Here is a 21,451-nt window from a genome sequence, read left to right as displayed (position 1 = left end):
AATTTACTTCCTTGTTAAATATTATACTACAAATATCAAGCATTTTTCATTCCACTTTTATGACTTTTGCTCCAAATATTTAGTATGTATCACACCTCTTACAAAATCATCATTTTTCATCATTTCTTTATGAAAATCTATAGTAGTCTTTATGCCTTCTATGCAAAATTCATCTAATGCTCTTTTCATTCTTGATATTGCTTCATTGCGATTCTTGCCCCATACGATAAGCTTACCAATCATGGAATCATAGAACATAGGCACATTATATCCAGCATAAGCATGAGTATCTATTCTTACATTATTTCCACCAGGTGATATCCATTTTGTTATTTTCCCAGCAGATGGATAGAATTTCACAGGATCTTCTGCTGTGATTCTGCATTCAATAGCACAACCATTAAATCTTATATCATCTTGCTTTGGTAGTTCTTTGTCTTCTGCAATATTTATCATAAGCTCGATTATATCAAGCCCACTTACAAGCTCACTTACAGGGTGCTCAACTTGCAACCTTGTATTCATCTCCATAAAATAAAAATTTTGATTAGAATCTAGCAAAAACTCGTAAGTTCCAGCACCGACATATTTTATAGCCTTAGTTGCAGTAATTGCAGTTTGCAGAAGTTTTTCTCTTGTTTGTGGTTCCAAAGTTGGTGCAGGAGATTCTTCAATTAACTTTTGATGTCTTCGTTGCAATGAACAATCCCTCTCGCCCACATGCAAGACATTTCCATGCTTATCTGCTAGAATCTGAACCTCTATGTGCTTTGGCTTATCAATGAATTTCTCCATATAAATTGTGCCATCACCAAATGCACTAATAGCCTCACTTTCAGCTGCTAGGAATGCATTAAACATATTTTCTTCACTATCAACAATCCTCATTCCTCTACCACCACCACCGGCTGCTGCTTTTAGTATCACAGGATAACCCATTTCATTTGCTATTTTTTTGGCTTCTTCTTTTGATGATACTGCACCATCACTTCCTGGTATTACAGGCACTCCAGCATTTTTCATTACTTCTTTTGCTTTACTTTTATCACTCATTAGCGCCATTACATCAGAATTTGGACCTATGAACTCTATATTATGATGTTTGCAAATTTCTACAAAGTTTTGATTCTCACTCAAAAATCCATATCCCGGAAAGATTGCATCTGCGTTAAAAAGCTCCGCTGCAGAAATAATTGCAGGTATATTTAAATAAGATTCACTGCTTTTATCGCCACCAATACACACCTTCGCATCGGCTAAATCTAGGTAATGAACATCTTTATCAGCAGTAGAATACACCGCTATAGCTCTCTTTCCCATTTCTTTTATTGTTCTTATAGCACGCAATGCTATCTCACCACGATTAGCTACCAAAATGGTATTAATCTCTCGCTTTAAAGACATTAGATTTTCTCCACTACAAATAATGGCATATTGTATTCTACAGGTTGTGCATCGCTTGGCAATATCTCTTTTATCACACAATCAAACTCTGCTTCAATTTCATTCATAATTTTCATAGCTTCAATAATTGCTAAAGTTTGACCTTTTTTAACCTTATCGCCTACATTTACATAAGCTGGTGCATTTGGAGAAGGACATCTATAAAATGTTCCAACCATAGGAGAGTTTATAGTCTCACCACTTATAGTTTTGGGAGCAGATTCTGCACTAGGAGACTTTATTTCACTTGGTATCGCTTGTGGTTGTGGAGCTTGTGCTACACTTGCTGGGATTATTGCTTGTGGAGCTACTTTACCACCCTTTTCTAGCTTAATTTTAGAATCTTCTTTTGTAATACTAAGAGAACTAAGAGAGCTTGAATCAAAAATTTTAATTAACTCTTTTATTTCTTTGAAATCCATAACTAGCCTTTTTCATGTAATTCTTTTGCTATAATAGCACAAAATGATAGTAAAAAACTTTAAGGCAAATTATGGGATTAAAAGAAGATAGCTGGATAAGAGAAATGGCACTAAAACACAAGATGATAGAGCCATTTTGTGAAAATCAAGTAGGAAAAGGCGTTGTAAGCTATGGACTATCAAGCTATGGCTACGATATAAGAGTAAGCAATGAATTTAAAATTTTTACAAACATAAATGCTATGGTTGTAGATCCTAAAAACTTTGATTCTGCCAATGTTGTTGATTTCATAGGCGATGTGTGTATTGTCCCTCCAAACTCATTTGCACTAGCAAGGACTATTGAATATTTTAAGATTCCTAGAAATATTTTGGCTATTTGCCTTGGTAAAAGCACCTATGCAAGATGTGGGATAATCGTAAATGTCACTCCTTTTGAACCAGAATTTGAAGGACATATAACAATAGAAATAAGCAATACAACGCCACTACCTGCAAAAATATATGCAAATGAGGGAATTGCACAAGTTCTATTTTTACAAGGAGATAAGGATTGCGAAGTAAGCTATAAAGATAAAAAAGGCAAGTATCAAGAACAAACTGGAATTACACTACCTAGAATCCTAAAATAGTCTTTGGGATTCTCCCAATCTTGCCTAATCTCTACCAATCCATCTAAAAACAATCCTTCTAGCTACTTTATCTATCACTCCTCTTAATGCACTCCAATGCATAAATGCTCCTCCAAGCAATCCAATTAAGCTACCAATTACAATATCAAACACTCTAGATTTGATAATCAAATCAGGGTCATAATTCATAAAGCTAGACACCTCTGCTAAATATGTAGAATAAGGCGTTAGAAACACCATAGCTAAGGCATAATTTCTAACTACTAAAAACTCTCCACAAAACATAAAAAACATCATAAGCAAAGCAAAATATATGGGAGGGAGTGAAAAATGCAATAAAAAATACGAAAAGCAAACACCTACAATAGTGCCTAGAATTCTTTGAAATTGCTTGACCCATATTTGCTTAAATGTAACAGCGGTTAAAACTGCAGCACAAGAGATTCCAACCCAATATCCTCTATCAAGCTCAAAAAAGCTCTGCAAATACATAGAAAACGCAACAAAAAAGGCAATAATTATTGGATCAATAACAATAACTCCAAATCCAAACTCTCCAAGCTTTGGCACTGGCTTGGGAGAATGATGAAAGACATATATAACAACTAAAGAGTAAAGCAATACCATAACATTGGCAAGCATAGTGCCTAAGGCAACAAGTCCTATGGCAAATGGATAATCTTCAATATCAAAATGTATATAAGTCCCTAAAATTGCAGCAAATGTAAAAAAGAAAAAACCCGGAGCACCTATGCTAAAATACCTAACAACTTGAGCACTAATCATCGTAACAAAAAAAATTATAATAGGTATCAAAAACGGAAAAGACTGCCCAATAAGCCCTAAAGCAAAAGAAGTAGTCATACCAAATGCACAACAAAAACAAACAACCATTTTATGATAAATAGGCGTATCTTGCACATATAAAAAAATATTTGCGCCTATTATTGCTACAAGTCCTAAATCTGGTCTATTAAAATAACCCGCAATAAACAAAATAATACCAACACCAAGCCCAGCAAAAAATGGCATTTGCCAAAGTCTATCACTCTTATTCCATGTAAAAATCAATTTTACACTTTCAATTAGTTTATTGTATTGCATGGCGCAACCTTGCTTTTTACACCATTATAACACCAAATATTGATATAATTACAAAATCTAGCACAAACATAAAAGGAGGACTTACCATGAATAAAATTGTTATGACTTTTACAATGTCTTTATTGTCTCTTAATGCAGGAAATTTATGTGATATAAAAACCAAAATAATAGAACAAAAAATAAGCATAGCAAAACAATCAAATCTAAAATACACCAAAGAAAAGCTAACAATAGCACTAAACAATCATCTAAAATATTGTAACGATAAAGATATAATAGAAAATCAACAAAAAACAATCAATAAACTAAAGGATAAATTAGAAGATAAAGAATATGACTTGCAAAAGGCAAAATTCAAAGGCAAAGATATGGATAAAATATCAAAACTAGAACAAAAAGTTCTTGATATAAAAAGAGAATTAAACTTAGAAATATCTATATTAGAGCTATTAAAAAAGGAAGTAAATGAAAATAATAGCAAGCAACTTTAAAACTAATCACACAAGAAAAAGCACACAAGAATTCATAACAAAACTAGATGAATCTCTAAGTCAAGATTCAAACAATAGAGTTTTTGTATTCCCTCCTAATACAGCACTCCTAGAAGATAGTTTCAAAAATCTAACAATAGGCTCTCAAAATGCCTATCCAATAGAAAGTGGGTCAGTTACAGGAGAAATAGGGCTAAATCAACTACAAGAATTTAATATAAATACAATTCTAATAGGACATAGTGAGAGAAGAGAGATTATAAAAGAAAGCCAAGAAATTTGCATTGAAAAATTTAACTTTTTTAAACAATATGGATTTACCATAATATACTGCATAGGAGAGAATCTAAAAACCAAGCAAAATGGACTAGATTCTACTTTAAGCTTCTTAGAATCTGAACTTTTAGGAATTGATATAAATTATGATAAATTGATTATCGCTTATGAGCCAATATGGGCGATAGGCACTGGAGTTAGTGCAACTTGCAGTGATATAGAAAATGTGCATAGTAAATTAAAACAAAAATTAGGTAAGATTCCACTTCTTTATGGAGGGAGCGTAAAGCCAGATAATACAAAAGATATACTAAGCATAAGTGGAGTTGATGGAATCTTAGTTGGCAGTGCTAGCTGGGAACTAGGAAGCTTTTGTAAAATTTTGGAAAATTCTAAGGAGTGTTAAATGATAATGCAAGGCAAAAAGGGACTTATAGTAGGAGTTGCTAATAACAAATCAATAGCATATGGGATAACAAAGGCATGCAAAGAGCAAGGTGCAACAATAGCTCTAACATACCTAAATGAACAATTAGAAAAAAGAGTAAGACCAATAGCAGAAGAAATTGGGGATTCTAAATATGTATATGAACTAGATGTAAGCAAAAAAGAACATTTTGAGAAGCTAAGACAACAAATACAAAAAGATTTCGGCAAACTTGACTTTATCGTGCATAGCGTAGCATTTGCACCAAAAGATGCACTAGATGGTAGCTTTCTTAATACAAGCAAGGAAGCATTCAACACAGCTATGGGGATATCTGTGTATTCTCTAATAGAGCTATGCAGGGAATTTGAGCCACTACTAAATGATAATGCTTCAATTTTAACTCTAAGCTACTTAGGAAGTGTAAAGCATGTAGCACACTATAATGTAATGGGGGTTGCAAAAGCGGCACTAGAATCTAGTGTGAGATATTTAGCACATGATTTAGGAGCTAGAGGCATAAGAGTAAATGCAATTTCAGCAGGACCAATAAAAACACTAGCAGCAAGCGGTATTGGTGATTTTAGATTCATATTAAAATGGAATGAACTAAATTCTCCTTTAAGAAAAAATGTAAGCATAGAGGAAGTTGGAAACTCTGCTATGTATTTATTATCTCCTCTATCAAGTGCGGTCACTGGAGAGATTCATTATGTTGATTGTGGATACAATATAATGGGAATGTGTGCAGTAGAAGAAAGAGATGGCAAAGCATCAATGGTTTGGGAACTAGACAAATAAAGGAAAGGTATGGAAGCACAGCTTATGAATCTAGCAATAGAAACCTACAAAATAACATTAATATTATCGTTACCTATGTTGCTTGTAGGACTAGTTGTTGGTTTATTAATAAGCATATTCCAGGCTACCACTCAAATAAACGAAATGACACTTACATTTGTTCCAAAGATTCTAGCAGTTATTGTTGTGATAATCTTTACAATGCCATGGATGCTAAATATGCTACTTGACTTTACTGCTAGAATCTTTAACATGATGCCAACTTTTATTTTTTAATGCAAAAAAAACAAATAGACTTCTCAAAATACACAAGCATAAAAATAGGCTCTATAAATGAAGTAACAATAATAGAATCTCCGCTTGATTACTATGAGATTCTAAATACTTACAAAACTCCAAAAATCATAGGTTTTGCAAATAATTTGCTAGTTGCACCAAATACAAATGAACTAATAAAATTAGGAAATGAGTTTGACTATATAAAAGATTGTGAAGACTACCTAGAAGTAGGAGCAAATACAAAAAGTGGCAGACTATTTTCTTATGCAAAGAAAAACAATCTATCTGGTTTTGAAATTTTATGTGGTTTGCCCGGTTCAATTGGTGGGATTATAAAAATGAATGCAGGTTTAAAGGAATATGAGATAAAGAAGAATCTTTTAGGAATCTTAAGCATAAAAGATTCTCGCAAGTTAGAGTTTATAGATTCTAAACTACTAAACTTAGGATATAGAACAAGCAATATAAATTCTCTTATCTTTGCAGGAATCTTCAAAAAAGAAGTTGGCTTTAATGAATCTTTAGTGCCATTATTTAGGCAAATGAGGAGTAATCAGCCAAAAGAACCAAGCTTTGGGAGCTGTTTTAAAAATCCACCAAATAACTTTGCAGGGAAGATAATAGAAGAATGCGGACTAAAAGGAATTGGTTTTGGCAAGAATAAATCATTAATGTTTAGCCCAAAACATGCAAATTTTTTAATAAATCTAGGGGATTCATCATTTTTTGATGCAATAGAGCTAATAAGTCTAGCAAAACAAAAAGCACTAGAGATTCACAAAATACAACTACAAGAAGAAGTCCAAATATTACAAGGAGAATGATTGAAAGCATATATCGGCGTTTTGGCAATTAGCTTTGCAGCATTTGTATTAAATACTTCAGAGTTTGTGCCAATAGGTATTTTAAGTCTAATAGCAAATGATTTTGGGATTGGCGAGAGAGAATCAGGACTGCTAATTACAATATATGCGTGGGTTGTAGCATTAGCTTCATTACCACTTATGCTTACATTTTCAAAAATGGAGCTAAAAAAGTTGCTCTTAGGGGTTATTTTAGTCTTTGCAATAGCACATATAATATCTTTTATATCCACAAATTACACAACACTAATGATATCTAGAATCATAGTTGCACTATCTCATGCTATATTTTGGTCTATTGCTACCCCAATGGCAGTCAAAGCAGCTCCTAAAGGTAAAGAATCTCTTGCTTTAAGCATGGTGGTTAGTGGCTCTGCAATAGCATTTGTAGCAGGGCTACCAATAGGCAGAACAATAGGCTTGTATCTAGGCTGGAGAGTTACATTTTTATGTATAGGAATAGTAGCGTTTTTAGTATTTTTTGCAATCTTAAAGACATTCCCAAAAATGCCAAGTGCAGGTGCTATAAAGCTAAGAGATATGCCAGAGATTCTAAAAGCTCCAAATTTAATCACTATCTATATAATTACTGCAACAATAATAACGGCACACTTTAGTGCATATAGCTATATAGAACCATTTTTTGCACAAATTGCATACTTTAACAATCAAGTAATAACCATAATGCTATCACTATATGGGATTATGGGATTTGTTAGCAGTGTGATATTTACTAAATACTACAAAAAAAATGAAAAAATATTCCCATACATTGCATTATTTGGGATTATGCTAAGTTTAATCCTACTAGCAGTTTCTGCGAAGAATCCTATAGCTTTAGTTAGTCTATGTATTGTATGGAGCTTATGCATAATGCTCTTTGCCCTAACTTTCCAATCACTAGTTATAAACTCTGTTACAAAAGGCACACCCGTTGCTATGTCAATGTTTTCTGGGATTTATAATATAGGCATAGGAGGAGGAGCATTTGTCGGAGGTATAGTAGTAGAGAGGGCTTCAATTGGACTAATTGGCTATGCAGGAGGTGCTATTGCCTTACTTAGTGTGATTTACTTTCTTATAAGACCAATTAAATCTATCCAACAGCACTAAGCTGTTAGCTCCAAACCTGCACTATCATTTCCTTTTGGCAATTTAGTTTCTACATTCTCATCTACACCTACTTCATCGTTTGCTTCCTTACTTTCTTTTGTGGAATTTGCCTTGCTTTCTTCTTTTTGTAATTTTTCATCTTGTTTTTCTTTAGAATATATAAGAAACCTACTCTCTTGTTGTTTAATTAAGCTTAGAATCTCACTTTGACTCATAGGCTTATCACTCATCATAACTGTCGCATAAATACCTTTAAAAGCTTTAGAAATATTCCATAGTAATCCTTTAACATGGATTTTAAATAAAACTACCAACAAATACCAAGATATTTACAAGCTACATCTTGCAATATTAGGTTGCTTATCTGTTTGACAATTTCCATAAAAGGTGCAATTAATAGCAAATGAATTTGTAGCCAAAACAAACATTAACATGGATACTGAAATAATTTTTTTCATAATTTACTTCTTATAAATAGTATTACCATACATACTACATCAACAAATATAAATTATAAAAAATTTACATCCAATCAACTATCTTAGTAACCTCACATACTTCAAAGCATTTTATAGTGCTATTTTGTGGTTTTTTAGGCAGTATTGCTTTATCTATACCTAGAGATTGTGCTTCTTTTAGTCGTTGTTCTATATTTGGGACATCTCTAATATCACCAACCAAGCTAACCTCACCAATAAACACGCTAGAATTTGATATCACTCTATTTCTAAAGCTAGAAATAATTGCAGCAACAATTGCTAAGTCTGCAGAAGTCTCCACAATCTTAATCCCACCAGTAACATTAATAAAAACATCATATCTATTTAGCGGAATCTCAAGCTTCCTCTCCAAGAGTGCTAAAATCATATTTAGCCTATTACTATCAAACCCAGTTGATGAACGCTTAGGCATACCATAAGCACAATCACTAACTAACGCTTGAACTTCTAGCACCAATGCCCTACTACCTTCTAGCACTACACTTAATGCACTGCCTGGACTTGCTCCTTTAGAGGCAAAAAACATCTTTGAAGCCTCTTTTGCACCAACTAACCCATTTCTTTTCATCTCAAAAATACCAACCTCACTAGTATTTCCAAAACGATTCTTAAACCCTCTTAAAAATCTAAGCTCCCTACTTGAATCCCCCTCAAAATACAACACACAATCAACCATATGTTCTAAGATTCTAGGACCTGCAATAGAGCCATCTTTTGTAATATGTCCGATTATAAAAATACATATTTGCAAACTTTTTGCAAGTCGCATAAGCTCAAATGTAACTTCTCTAACCTGCGATACACTACCTGCACTAGAGCTTATTTTTTCACTATATATAGTTTGGATACTATCTATTACAAGCATGCTAAACTTATTTTGATTGGCTTTAATAGCACTAATTATATCTTCTAGCTTTATTTCATTTAATAAATACAAATTATCATCTAATGCATCTAATCTCTCTGCCCTCATTCTTATTTGAGATGCACTCTCCTCGCCACTTACATACAATACGGATTTATTATTTTTTGCTAAATTACTTGATATTTTAAGTAGCAAAGTTGATTTGCCAACTCCGGGGCTTCCACCAACCAAATATAGCCCACCAAGCACGATTCCACCACCAAGTACTATATCAAACTCACTCTCACATGAGCTAAACCTTATATATTCTTCATCTTTTATTTCTGTTATTGGAGTAATTTTTACATCTAAAGGAGTAGTGCCAAAGGCTTGTATATGCTCATCTTTTAATTCTAAAAAACTATCCCAAGCATTACAATTAGAGCATTTACCAAGCCACTTTGAACTTTGGAATCCACAATGCTGACATTCATAAATTACTACTTTTTTCTTTGCCATTTAGTTGCCATATATTGAATCTAAAATAGTATTTATATACTCACTCTCATCAAACTCTACCAAATCATCAGCACCCTCTCCTACGCCAATGTATAACACAGGCACTCTTAGAGTATGTATAATGCTAAATATAGCCCCACCCTTACTTGTGCCATCAAGCTTGGTTATGATAACACCATTTACACCATTTAGTGTTTGGCTAAATATCTTTGCTTGTTCTATTGCTGAAGTGCCTTGAGTGCCATCTAGTATTAGTATTTTCCTATGTGGTGAGCCTTCTTTTGCTTTGTTGCAGATTCTCATTATTTTTTCTAATTCTTGTTGTAAATTACTTTGATTGTGCAATCTTCCTGCAGTATCTATTATTACATTATCTATATTTTTTGCCACTGCAGAACTTATAGTATCAAAGGCGACCGCACTAGGATCATGTCCTTGTTTAGAAGCTATTACAGGAATCTTTAGCCTATCTCCCCATAATTGCAACTGCTCAATTGCAGCAGCACGAAATGTATCTCCAGCCCCTAAAATGACGCTATTTCCATTCTTTTTATATAAATTTGCAAGTTTTGCTATTGTGGTTGTTTTACCAGCTCCATTTACCCCAACTATCAAATCCACAAAAGGCTTAGCTTCTACTTTAACTTCCTTTACCTTATCATAATAGCTCTCTCCGCGGAATAACCTAAGCAATGCAACTTCAAGTTCATTTTTACTTATCTCATCACCAAGAGGAGAGAGTATTAGCTCGACTAATTCATAATCCATATCAGTAGATATCAAAATTTCCTCAAGCTCATCTTTGCTTAGCTTTTTCTTGGCTTTTGGTATTAGCTCTTTTATATTTTCTGTTGTTTTTTGCATAGTTTTTTTAAAGATTCCAAACATATCTATCCTTGATTATCTTTATTTAATAATTGTGTAATGTCAAATTCAAGCATTTCTTCAGGTATAGCACCCAAATAATCAATAACATATGATCCATTATCATATAAAGCTAGTAACGGTATTCCTTCTATATTTTGCAAGTATTCCAACAACTCAAGCCTAAAATTATCAACAATGATTGGCATTTTAATTTCATTGCTATTTACAAACAGCATAACACTACTTTCAAAATTCTCAATTTCTCCAACAAAATCATCAATAGGGATTCCATAAATCTTGACTTTGTTATCAAATTGCATAGACAATCTTTCCATATGTGGCATAACACCCAAACAAGGCTCACACCAAGTAGTAAAGAAAAACAACAAAACAATCTCGCTACTTCCTTTAACTTCTAAATTTTCTAATAAATTATCGCTTGTTGCTTGTATCTGCTTTATCTCTACCTTTTCACCATTATTTGCACTTAATGTGAGATTTATTAATTTTTCACTTTTGATTTGTGCATCATCTATATCTTTTCTTGTATCACAACCAACAATCATAAAAATCATAAACAACATAACAATTAATTTCATATCATAAACCTAAAAAATAAAATTTGCCGATTCTAACATTTTTTGTAAAATTTACTATTAAATGTAAAATTTTATAAAATTTTAAAAAAACCATAGCTATAATCACATTTCTTTTTTAATTTGCGGGAGTAGCTCAGTGGTAGAGCACAACCTTGCCAAGGTTGGGGCCGCGGGTTCGATCCCCGTCTCCCGCTCCATAATCATAAAAAGTATAAGTTTTTATTTTATATTTATAAGCCCAGGTGGTGGAATGGTAGACACAAGGGACTTAAAATCCCTCGGACATTGCGTCCGTGCCGGTTCAAGTCCGGCTCTGGGCACCACTTATTTTGTTGTTTTGTTGGCGACATAGCCAAGCGGTAAGGCATGGGCCTGCAAAGCCTTGATTCCCCAGTTCGAATCTGGGTGTCGCCTCCATTCTCGGGAGATGGCTGAGTGGTCGAAAGCGGCGGTCTTGAAAACCGTTGAGGGTCACACCTCCGGGGGTTCGAATCCCTCTCTCCCGGCCACTTTATTTTCACACTTTATTTTCATTGTTCTCTAGCATTGTTCAAGCACAACAAGTAAAGTCAATACAAAAGTAAAAAGAAAAGATTCAAGCGATATTACAAAATACTAAATTTTGTTTGCATTGAAATATAAAATTTTAACTATTATTTGCTAGAGCAAACCAAAATATAAACGCTTCTTATTAAGTGTTTTATGCAGATATAATGGAAGCAGACATCACTCCCACTAACAAACTAAAGACAAAAGCCAAACAAAGCTTTTATAGCTTATTTAGATTAAAGCATACTAACAAACACAAGAACAACTTAATCTTTTAAATAGTATTCAATAGTAGATACAACCCTTATAGTCTTTATATGCTTTGTATTTTTATCTCTATTTTGTATGCTAAATTGACCTTGAGAAGCTTTCTTTATCTTACCTAGACTGCTATTAGAATCTTGTGCAAACTTACTTGCAACTTCTCTTGCATTATTTGTAGCCTCCTCTATCATCAAAGGCTTTATATCATTTAGTTTTGTATATAAATATTCTATTTCATAATTATTAATTTGTATGATAACGCCTTGTTTGCTCAAGCTTGATAAATTATTCATTACATCTCTTGCAAGTTTTATTTTATCGGTATATAGAGTAAGTCCACCAGAACCATCATATCTATACGCAATTTGAGCGTCGCTATTATATGAATTACCTATTTTGTCATTTATAGTATTTGGCATAAAGGTTATTTCATCATTACTAAAGCCAGATTCAAGCAAAAAGTTATAAATTTTCTTAGAATCACTCTCTAGCTCTATTGATAAAGCGTTTAAATCATTACTGGCTTTGCTGAATTGTATCGGCAAGACAATAATATCTGCTTCCACTTCCCTTTGACTTAGCCCCTTAACAATAACACTTCTTTCTTTAGATAGAAACTCCTCTCCAAGTTTCAGACCACCAAAAAAGACTACTATACTACCAATTATAAATGCTAATCCCAATATAAAAGCACTACTTCTAGACATAAAAACTCCATTTTCCCTAAATTAAAACTTGATTTTACAACAAAAATAAAAAGAGTGTTAATTCTAAAAGCTAAGATCCAACTTAGTGTTGAAACTTAGACTTTTAAGAAAGAAGATTGTAAAGAATTGAATTTACTCCTCCCTTAGAGGGAAGAATCGCTTACCACCACATACCTAGTCTTAATAGACCTGAGTGAGATGATGTATCACTTGAATAGTTACCATTGTAGTTTAGAGAAACTTCAATGTTATTAGTAATCATATAGCTTAGACCACCTTGAACATATTGATATGTGCTTGGTAGATCAACTGTTTGGCTAATGTGATTATTGTCAATTCTTACAGCTGTATCAATATCACCTGTGAAGTTGTTTTTGATACCTGCACCGAAATTTGTGCTAAATACTGGTGACCATTGAGCTAACCAGTTAAATCCTATTTTACCTTGTAATAGATTTGCATCGCTTTCTTCATAATATTGATTGCCTATTACAAAACTATCAGTATTTAATCTATCATAGCTTATACCAATTTCTGGTGAAATTACATGAGCATCTGTTAGATAGAAATTGATACCTAAATCAACACCAGCACCAAAGTTAGCACTATCTACGCTTGCATCACCAGTTCCACTTCCTGCTGTTGTGCTTCTTGAAACATCTGAGCTAATTAATGCAGCTTTAGCTATAGCTTTTACATAGTATTCTCTGCTTTCTGTTCCACCTAATACTTTATAGTAGTTTAGACCACCATAGAATGTTAAGTCATCTTGCTTGTATGATGTGTATCTAGCACTTGTATCATAGCTACCACTTTCAAATCCGAAGAAGATACCAACTATACCTGCATCATATAGATTCTTTTGAGCACCAGCAATAAGACCATAAGTGTTACCTTCTAGGTTTTCAAATCCACCTTGTAGATCCATGCTATCTGCTGTATAGTAAGGTATTGCATAGAAATATGTATCTCTATTTGTTGTTGCACTATATGCATCTGTAGAGATTTGAGCATATTTAGCTAGGCTTTCAAAATTAACATCACTATCATTGTAGCTAACTTGTTGCATTCTATTTGTTTGATCAACTGTAGCTTGGATAGCTGTTGTTGTAATTGAATCAATGAATAGAGATCTTCTAGCACTAACATTTGTTAGACCTTGAGCTAGGATTGCTCCAGCACCATTTGCTACATCAACACCAACAGAGAAACCTCTTACTCTCTTACCATCACCCTTTTCAGAAGTTATTGTATCAATGAATGTATCACTAATAGTGTATAGATCATCTTGGATTGCTAAGTTAGCAGATGTTAGACCTCTACCACCATTAACGCTTGAAGCACCACTATCTAATTCATATACTAGTGTTCCATTACCACTACCATTGTCTTTAATAGTCCATTCAGCAGAACCTATACCTGTTAATAGACCGTTATTATCAACACCATATACTAGATTATCCATATTATATACTTGACCTATTTCAAAGCCTTGAGTTGATAGATCTAGAACTATAGATTTATCTAGGAAGTTTACATTTTCAAACTTACCATTCTCATCTTTAGATACATAAATATGTGAATTAGCATTCATTTTGTTTGAATCTGTATTAGCACCAGAACCAATAGTTGTAAATACCCACTTACCTTTTGGAGTTGCAACATCTGCACCACTACCTGTATCACCACCACTTCCATCTGTTGGAGGAGTTACTTCTGCAGGAATAAATGTGCCTGATAGATATCTTTCATCACTTACTCTGTATGTATATCCAGGAGTGTTGTTAAATGTTGATGTGCTTTCATTTAGAGTTAGTTTCCAAGCTTCAATGTTTGCACTTGCACCTGCACCAGATAGGTGAATTTGAGATTGCTTATAGTTTCTAACATCTACTGAACCTGTATTGTTGATGCTAATAGCTCCCATAGTGCTAAATATACTAACTCCATCTTGAGAACCTATGATTTTACCAGTATTTGTTACTCTTGCACCATCTGCTAGATTTATAGCATTAGAAGTTCCTTTAGCTAAAGCAATTGTTCCTTTGTTATCTAGAAGCTTATCGATTGTTCCAGTTCCAGCATATACGATTGAACCTGTCTCATAGTTTCTTAGATTGTCGATTGTGTTATTGTTAGTTAAACCAACTTTACCAGTATCAACATTTCCAAGTGTAGAGTAGTTGTTTAAGTTTACAATTGAACCAGAACCATTAGCTATAGTTATACCATTTGTAATTGTTCCGTAGTTGTTAAGAGTTCCAATATGACCACCACTATTGCTACCAACTAATATTTCACCAATTGAACCTGTTTCATAGTTAGTAAGCGTATTAATAGTTGCAACAGAAGAAGCATCCAGTTTGCCACCATTTAAAGTAATTTTTCCAGTAATTGTTCCTGAGTTATTAAGGGTTCCAATACCATTTCCACTAACATCAGTTAGGTTGATATTACCATTAATGCTTCCAGTATTATTAAGTGTAGCTATGTTTCCACCACCAGATTTAAATGAAATAGCATCTTGTGTTGAGTTAGTAGCATTTTTATTTCCAATAACACCAGCATTATTTATAGTATCGATTGTAGCTGAAGCACCACTACTATTTAAAGCAATAGAGCCAATTACACCATCAATAGCGTTTGTAATAGTGCCAATTGTAGCGCTATTATCAGTAGCTTTATCTCCACCATTTAATTTAATAGAACCAATATTGCCAGCATTTTGAATATTGCTAATTGATGTAGCGTTGTTGAATATTCCAGTGATACTTGCACCTTGTTGGTTGTCTATCAAAGAAATAGTACCAGCACCGCTAGCACCGCTTGCTACTATATGTCCTATTTTACCAGCTGTAGAAGTTGTAGTAGAACCGCTACCATCTGGGCTCTCAGTGATAAACTTATTTGAGTTAATAATTGTTCCAATTGAACCTAGGTTATAAATAGCAGCATTAGCTCCAGAGAAATTTGCACCATCTATAATGTTTCCATAGTTAGCAATTGTGTTAATAACACTTCCAGCATTATTTGCAACACCAGCAGCAGTATTAGCACCTGAACCAATAGAACCTGTATTTACTAGGGTATTAATTGTGCCATATGAAGAAGTGCCACCATTTACTATTGTTGTTATTTTACCAGCATTATTTAATGTGCCAATATATGCATTCGCAGAAGCATCAGCATTTGTAATTTTAGAAATAAACCCAGTTTTTGAGTTAGTAAAGTTAGTAATATTACCGCTATTTTCAAATCCAGTTTTATTTAGAACCTTACCATTATTTATAAGGTTTTCAATAGTGCCAGAGTTACTGATGGTTATAGAACCTGAAGAGCCTTCAGCATTAATATTCCCGTTGTTAATCCAATCAGTAATACTACCAGTATTTGAAATAACAGCAGAGCCTGAAGATACATTTATATTAACACCATTAGCTATTTCAAAAGTACCCAATGTACCTGAGTTAGAAATTTTTAAATTAGATGAACCTTTGCTTACTTTGTTTTCACCAGCTGCTAATGTTATATTTCCATTAAGTTTTAAACCATCCAATAGACCGCTATTAGATATATCTAGCGTATGAGAACCAGATTGGCTAATAATATCTACTGTTCCTAATGTCATATAACCTTTAATAGTGCCTGAGTTTGCTATATTAATTGAGCCACCACTTACACCATTGCCTTTGAAGTCGATTGAACCGATATTCATACCATTACCAATCGTACCAGCATTAGTTATATTGGCTGTTATTTTACCAAAATCTCCACCGCCACTAACATTGCTAACAACTAATTTATCAATATTTATGGAACCTTTAACTGTAGCACCTGCTTCATTATTTAGATTGAAAGTAGCATCTCCAGAACCATTTACTATAGCTACATTTACCTTATCAAGTACTATATTGCCACCGATTTGTCCAACGTTAGTAATAGATACATTAGCACCTGAAGCTTTCTTGCTTGTGCTAACATCTACCAACTTAACAGAAAAATCACCTTCTATAGTCCCATTGTTAGTTATTACTGCATTAGCCCCACTATTTGTCGGATTTACACCTATTTTATCAAAATGTAAATAGCCCATAGAGCCATCATTTTTAAAAGTTGCAGTTTCTCCGCCAGATACAATAAAGTTCTTAATTTCTACACCACCAGTTATGGTTCCTTGGTTTAGAAAAGTACCAGAGAAGCCACCAGAGTGAGCTTTACCTATATCGCCATTACTTGGATTTACACTATCTGTGATGCTTCCTATGGTAACTCCACTGTTTATGGTAATGTTTTTCCCACCACTAAAACCATTAATATCTAAAATGCTACCAGAAATTTGTTCGTTGATAACTAGATTTTGGTCACCTTTTACGCTAGACTTGTCTGCACCAGACTGATCTAGACCACTAATTTCAGCATTAGCAACAGTTGCTAACACAGATACACACGCTAGTGATAACACTAGACTTTTCTTACTTGCTGTGAATTTTTTATTAGTCTTTTTCTTCACAATCTTCTCCTTCTATAAAAATTAAAAAACTCTAAATTATACTATTGCAAATATTAAAATAAACATAAAGCAAACAATAAAAATTATTTCTCATAATATATAAGCTTTCTCTCCCTATCTTCTTTGCTATCTGTATCGGTAATCTCTGATGATAGATATATTATATAGAAGTTATTTTCATATATGCTATTTACTAGTTTTCCTTCACCTTTTACTATTATTTCTGCTTGTTTTGCTAGTAGCTTAGACCCCATATATTTACCAAATGAGGGAACAAATAAAGTAAGAGAAAACACTAGAGATAATACATATAATATATAAAATACACTAGAGATGATAGGCAATGCAAACCCAATACCCAAAATAATCGCTAATGTAAAAAACACATAGAAATTAACCACATTTCCAAAGAATGGATTAAAAAACTCTCTTATCCCATAGAAGTGTATATAGTTGTTATAAATAGCCGCCCAAAACACGCAATATAAGACAAGCGTCAAAAAAATTCCTACTAAAATACTTTGTAATATATCTGCTGCTTTCATTATCTTAGCCTTTTTATGGTTTTATTATTTAGCTTATAGATTTGTGATGGTTTGCCTTCATACAAACCTCTCTCATCTAATATTACTATATCTGCACTATTTATAGCAAAGGTGGTTTCAAAATTTTGCTTATGTGGATTTGCCGAAGTGGAATATAGATAGTCAAAGTTATCTAATAATTTTGAATGTTTAGAATCTTTTATTACCCTTATTGCTTTATTATTCTTGTAGATGAATGTTGATTGGGTCTGTCTTCTTACTTTATTTTTATGTATATTTGGGATTCTAGCTAGTGATTTTAGATTTGATAGTTTGCTTGTTGTAATTATTATCTTTTGATTTATGCTTCTGTTTTTAACTTTATTTAGCAGACTTGGATCTTTGGAGAGGAATCCAGCCGTAGTATCGCTTTGAGCTAACAATATAGGATACATTTATACTTCTAGTAGATAATCTTGCAGTGCTTTTACTTCATTTGGGTTTGTGTGCTTTATCTCATATACTGCATTTACTGCTACAAGTGCTGCTTCAAGGGTGGTGAAATATGGGATATTATTTCTTAACACTTGAGTTCTTATTATATCAGTATCACCTCGACTAGAAGATTCATCGCTAGTATTTATCGCTAGAGCTATCTCTCGATTTGCTAGCATGTCAGCGATATTTGGTCTTCCCTCGCTTATCTTTAACACTTCTTTACATGGGATATTTAGATCATTTATCGCCTTTGCAGTGCCTTTTGTGGCACATAGGCTAAATCCTATCTCTTGGAGATTCTTAGCTAATTTACCTACTTGAAACTTGTCTATATTTCGTAAAGAAATAAATACCTCTCCACTTGTAGGAATCTGATTCTTACAAGCTAGTTGGGACTTGGCAAAGCTTATGCTAAAGCTATGGCTAATGCCCATAACCTCTCCTGTAGATCTCATCTCTGGCCCTAGAATCATAACCGCACCTTTTAGCTTATCAAAAGGAAATACAGATTCTTTAACCGATATGTGCTTTAGCTCTTTAGGTTTATAAAGTCCATTTTCGTATATAACCCTACCATATCTGTCATATGCTTTTAGAGCGTCTTTTAGACTACCATTTACCATTACATGTGTAGCTACTTTTGCAAGTGGGATTCCAGTAGCTTTGCTCACAAAAGGAACGGTGCGTGATGCTCTTGGATTAACTTCTATTAGATATAAGGTATCTTCAAAAATCGCATATTGTATATTCATAAGCCCTACTACGCCTAGATTCTTGGCGATTTTCATTGTTGTGCTCTCTATTTCTCTTATTCTTTCTTTGCTTATGCTAATGGTAGGTATAGAACAAGCAGAATCCCCACTATGAATCCCTGCTTCTTCTATGTGCTGCATGATTCCTGCAATATATACCTCATCTCCGTCGCATATTGCATCTACATCTAACTCTATTGCATTTTGTAAAAATTTATCCACAAGCACTGGAGAATCCTCACTTAAAGTAACGGCTTCATTTATATATTCATGTAATTCAGATACATTATGCACTATTTTCATCGCCCTACCACCTAGCACATAACTAGGACGCACTAGCACTGGATAGCCTATTTGCTGTGCTATATTTATTGCTTCATCTTTGTTAAATGCAGTTCCATTTTTGGGCTGAAGCAGTCCGTTGTCTTCTACGAATTTTGCAAATTTCGCCCTATCTTCTGCTATGTCGATGATTTTTGCGTTTGTACCTATTATATTCGCACCTATTTTAGTTAGAATCTTAGCTAGTTTAAGCGGTGTCTGTCCGCCAAAATGCACGATTATGCCATCTGGCTTTTCTCTTTCTATTACAGATTGGACATATTCTAGTGTTATTGGTTCAAAATATAGCACATCACTTGTATCATAATCCGTGCTCACGGTTTCTGGGTTGCAATTATACATAATGCTCTTTATCCCCATATCACGCAATGCAAAACTTGCATGCACACAGCAGTAATCAAACTCAATGCCTTGTCCTATGCGATTTGGTCCACCACCTAGAATTAGGACTTTTTTCTTTGAATCTTGCTTTTGTGTGTCTTGTGTATTTGTAAATGGAATTGTAGAGTATAGATATGAAGTCTGTGTCGCAAACTCTGCTGCACAAGTATCTACTTCATTATAGGAGTGGATTATATTATGCTTCTTTCTTAGTTCAAAAATATCTTCTTCTCTAAGCTCTAAAGATTCTTTAGAATTAACTAAAAAGCTAAGCATTCTATCACTAAAGCCTAGTATTTTTGCCCTTCTTAAAAAGCTAGAATCTCCTAAAGATTCGAATGATACCTCTTTTTCAAATTCTATGATTTCTTGTATTTGCTTTAAAAAATATGGGTCTATTTTGCACCACTCATACACTTCTTCTAAGCTTACATTGCGTCTAAAAGCATCAGCGATGTAGAGGATTCTGTTTGCATTTGGGATTCTTATATTTCTTTGAATCTCATTTAAATCACTACTTATTTGGTTAAATCCAAAAATCCCTGTCTCAAGACTATTTAGTGCCTTTTGCAAAGATTCTTTAAAAGTAGTGCCTATTGCCATAACTTCACCAATGCTCTTCATAGAAGTAGTAAGCGTGGAATCTGCTTGTGGGAATTTTTCAAAAGTAAATCGTGGAATCTTAGTAACAATATAATCAATACTAGGTTCAAAACTTGCAGGTGTGCCTGTGATGTCATTTTTTATCTCATCAAGAGAGAAGCCTACTGCAAGCATTGTAGCTACCTTGGCAATAGGATATCCTGTGGCTTTTGAAGCAAGTGCAGAGCTACGCGATACACGCGGATTCATCTCAATAACTGTCATTCTGCCATTTTTTGGGTTTATGGCAAATTGCACATTGCTTCCACCAGTATCTACGCCAATCTCACGCAAGATTTTAAAAGAAGCATCTCGCATTCGTTGATATTCTTTATCAGTTAAAGTAAGCGCTGGGGCAATAGTTATAGAATCTCCGGTATGCACTCCCATTGGATCAAGGTTTTCAATACTACACACGATAATGCAGTTATCATTTTTATCTCTAATAACTTCCATCTCATATTCTTTCCAACCAAGAAGTGATTCTTCAATTAGAATTTCACTAATTGGGCTCACATCAAGTCCATTTTGTGCTATTGCTTTAAACTCATCGATATTATAAGCCACACCACTGCCACCACCTGCAAGTGTGTAACTAGCACGGATAATAAGCGGGAATCCTATCTCTTTGGCTGCCTGTAACGCTTCTTCTATATTATACGCATAGCGTGATTTTGGTAGATCCATGCCAATTTTTATCATCGTTTCTTTAAAAGCTTGTCTATCTTCTCCCTTTTTTATCGCTTCTGGGTTTGCACCTAAGAACTTGATACCTTCCAGCATTCCATTCTCATACATGCTCATCGCAACATTTAGTGCCGTCTGTCCGCCCATAGTTGGCAGTATCGCATCAACTTTTTCTTCTTTGATAATATTTGCAATAACTTCTTCAGTGATTGGCTCTATGTAGGTTCTATCAGCAAAATCTGGATCTGTCATAATGGTAGCTGGATTTGAATTTATAAGCACAACTTTATAACCTAGATTCTTCAAAGTCTTAGCGGCTTGTGTGCCTGAATAGTCAAACTCACAAGCTTGGCCAATAACTATGGGACCTGAACCTATAAGTAGAATTGTTTGTATATCATTTCTCTTTGGCATA

The 21,451-nt window shown here is 33.9% G+C and carries 19 protein-coding genes and 4 tRNA genes; 11 read left to right on the top strand and 12 right to left on the bottom strand.

The window, feature by feature from the left end:
- Positions 1-57: 57 nt before the first annotated feature.
- Both PF021_RS07280 and accB read right to left on the bottom strand, forming a co-directional pair.
- Entirely contained in the window at positions 58-1,404 is a 1,347-nt protein-coding gene (locus PF021_RS07280; RefSeq protein ID WP_271021825.1) for an acetyl-CoA carboxylase biotin carboxylase subunit, read from the bottom strand.
- Positions 1,404-1,865 (bottom strand): acetyl-CoA carboxylase biotin carboxyl carrier protein, encoded by a 462-nt coding sequence (gene accB / locus PF021_RS07275; protein ID WP_271021824.1) that lies wholly within the window; start codon positions 1,863-1,865, stop codon positions 1,404-1,406. The genes PF021_RS07280 and accB overlap by 1 nt, the downstream gene beginning before the upstream one ends.
- A 71-nt stretch (positions 1,866-1,936) precedes the next feature.
- Between accB and dcd the strand changes: the two genes are divergently transcribed.
- Positions 1,937-2,497, top strand: coding sequence for a dCTP deaminase (gene dcd, locus PF021_RS07270; protein ID WP_271021823.1), 561 nt, complete (start codon positions 1,937-1,939; stop codon positions 2,495-2,497).
- A 24-nt stretch (positions 2,498-2,521) separates the two neighbouring features.
- On the opposite strand, the gene PF021_RS07265 is transcribed toward dcd, so the two are convergent.
- Positions 2,522-3,601 carry an FUSC family protein gene (locus PF021_RS07265; protein ID WP_271021822.1) on the bottom strand — a complete coding sequence of 360 codons (1,080 nt, stop codon included), beginning with the start codon at positions 3,599-3,601 and terminating at the stop codon, positions 2,522-2,524.
- Between the two features lie 86 nt (positions 3,602-3,687).
- Between PF021_RS07265 and PF021_RS07260 the strand changes: the two genes are divergently transcribed.
- The 6 genes from PF021_RS07260 to PF021_RS07235 are packed head-to-tail and all read left to right on the top strand — an operon-like array spanning position 3,688 to position 7,851.
- The gene (locus tag PF021_RS07260) at positions 3,688-4,092 is read left to right on the top strand and encodes a DUF1090 family protein (protein ID WP_271021821.1); all 405 of its coding nucleotides are present in this window, start codon (positions 3,688-3,690) and stop codon (positions 4,090-4,092) included.
- On the top strand, positions 4,067-4,774 hold the full coding sequence (locus tag PF021_RS07255) for a triose-phosphate isomerase (RefSeq protein ID WP_271021820.1): 708 nt from the start codon (positions 4,067-4,069) through the stop codon (positions 4,772-4,774). Before PF021_RS07260 ends, PF021_RS07255 begins: the two co-directional genes overlap by 26 nt.
- Positions 4,775-5,596 carry an enoyl-ACP reductase FabI gene (gene fabI / locus PF021_RS07250; protein WP_271021819.1) on the top strand — a complete coding sequence of 274 codons (822 nt, stop codon included), beginning with the start codon at positions 4,775-4,777 and terminating at the stop codon, positions 5,594-5,596.
- Between the two features lie 9 nt (positions 5,597-5,605).
- The gene (gene fliQ, locus PF021_RS07245; RefSeq protein WP_271021818.1) at positions 5,606-5,872 is read left to right on the top strand and encodes a flagellar biosynthesis protein FliQ; all 267 of its coding nucleotides are present in this window, start codon (positions 5,606-5,608) and stop codon (positions 5,870-5,872) included.
- Entirely contained in the window at positions 5,872-6,699 is an 828-nt protein-coding gene (locus PF021_RS07240) for a UDP-N-acetylmuramate dehydrogenase (RefSeq protein ID WP_271021817.1), read from the top strand. The genes fliQ and PF021_RS07240 overlap by 1 nt, the downstream gene beginning before the upstream one ends.
- Entirely contained in the window at positions 6,700-7,851 is a 1,152-nt protein-coding gene (locus PF021_RS07235; RefSeq protein ID WP_271021816.1) for a sugar transporter, read from the top strand.
- Here the strand turns inward: PF021_RS07235 and PF021_RS07230 are convergent.
- From PF021_RS07230 to PF021_RS07215, 4 genes are all read right to left on the bottom strand, one after another.
- Positions 7,848-8,165, bottom strand: coding sequence for a hypothetical protein (locus PF021_RS07230; protein WP_271021815.1), 318 nt, complete (start codon positions 8,163-8,165; stop codon positions 7,848-7,850). The genes PF021_RS07235 and PF021_RS07230 overlap by 4 nt on opposite strands.
- Before the next feature lie 208 nt (positions 8,166-8,373).
- Positions 8,374-9,714 (bottom strand): DNA repair protein RadA, encoded by a 1,341-nt coding sequence (gene radA, locus PF021_RS07225; RefSeq protein WP_271021814.1) that lies wholly within the window; start codon positions 9,712-9,714, stop codon positions 8,374-8,376.
- Positions 9,715-10,602 carry a signal recognition particle-docking protein FtsY gene (gene ftsY / locus PF021_RS07220; protein WP_271021813.1) on the bottom strand — a complete coding sequence of 296 codons (888 nt, stop codon included), beginning with the start codon at positions 10,600-10,602 and terminating at the stop codon, positions 9,715-9,717.
- Between the two features lie 2 nt (positions 10,603-10,604).
- Complete coding sequence (locus tag PF021_RS07215) at positions 10,605-11,180, bottom strand: TlpA family protein disulfide reductase (RefSeq protein WP_271021812.1); 576 nt, start codon at positions 11,178-11,180, stop codon at positions 10,605-10,607.
- Between the two features lie 122 nt (positions 11,181-11,302).
- Between PF021_RS07215 and PF021_RS07210 the strand changes: the two genes are divergently transcribed.
- The 4 genes from PF021_RS07210 (at position 11,303) to PF021_RS07195 (ending at position 11,689) form a co-directional block, all read left to right on the top strand.
- Positions 11,303-11,377, top strand: a tRNA-Gly gene (locus tag PF021_RS07210).
- A 39-nt stretch (positions 11,378-11,416) separates the two neighbouring features.
- Positions 11,417-11,503 (top strand) — tRNA-Leu (locus PF021_RS07205).
- 19 nt (positions 11,504-11,522) lie between these two features.
- Positions 11,523-11,597 (top strand) — tRNA-Cys (locus PF021_RS07200).
- Positions 11,598-11,601: 4 nt separating this feature from the next.
- Positions 11,602-11,689 (top strand) — tRNA-Ser (locus tag PF021_RS07195).
- 306 nt (positions 11,690-11,995) lie between these two features.
- Here the strand turns inward: PF021_RS07195 and PF021_RS07190 are convergent.
- The 5 genes from PF021_RS07190 to carB form a co-directional block, all read right to left on the bottom strand.
- Entirely contained in the window at positions 11,996-12,700 is a 705-nt protein-coding gene (locus tag PF021_RS07190) for an SIMPL domain-containing protein (protein WP_271021811.1), read from the bottom strand.
- A gap of 160 nt (positions 12,701-12,860) precedes the next feature.
- Positions 12,861-17,210 carry a beta strand repeat-containing protein gene (locus PF021_RS07185; RefSeq protein ID WP_271021810.1) on the bottom strand — a complete coding sequence of 1,450 codons (4,350 nt, stop codon included), beginning with the start codon at positions 17,208-17,210 and terminating at the stop codon, positions 12,861-12,863.
- A gap of 83 nt (positions 17,211-17,293) precedes the next feature.
- Positions 17,294-17,755 carry a hypothetical protein gene (locus PF021_RS07180; protein ID WP_271021809.1) on the bottom strand — a complete coding sequence of 154 codons (462 nt, stop codon included), beginning with the start codon at positions 17,753-17,755 and terminating at the stop codon, positions 17,294-17,296.
- Positions 17,755-18,189, bottom strand: coding sequence for a hypothetical protein (locus PF021_RS07175; protein ID WP_271021808.1), 435 nt, complete (start codon positions 18,187-18,189; stop codon positions 17,755-17,757). The genes PF021_RS07180 and PF021_RS07175 overlap by 1 nt, the downstream gene beginning before the upstream one ends.
- Positions 18,190-21,450 carry a carbamoyl-phosphate synthase large subunit gene (gene carB, locus PF021_RS07170; RefSeq protein ID WP_271021807.1) on the bottom strand — a complete coding sequence of 1,087 codons (3,261 nt, stop codon included), beginning with the start codon at positions 21,448-21,450 and terminating at the stop codon, positions 18,190-18,192.
- Between the last annotated feature and the right edge of the window lies 1 nt (position 21,451).

The sequence above is a fragment of the Helicobacter ibis genome (assembly GCF_027859255.1).
GTDB classification, from domain to species: domain Bacteria; phylum Campylobacterota; class Campylobacteria; order Campylobacterales; family Helicobacteraceae; genus Helicobacter_D; species Helicobacter_D ibis.
This window is presented reverse-complemented; position numbering and strand designations above follow the sequence as displayed.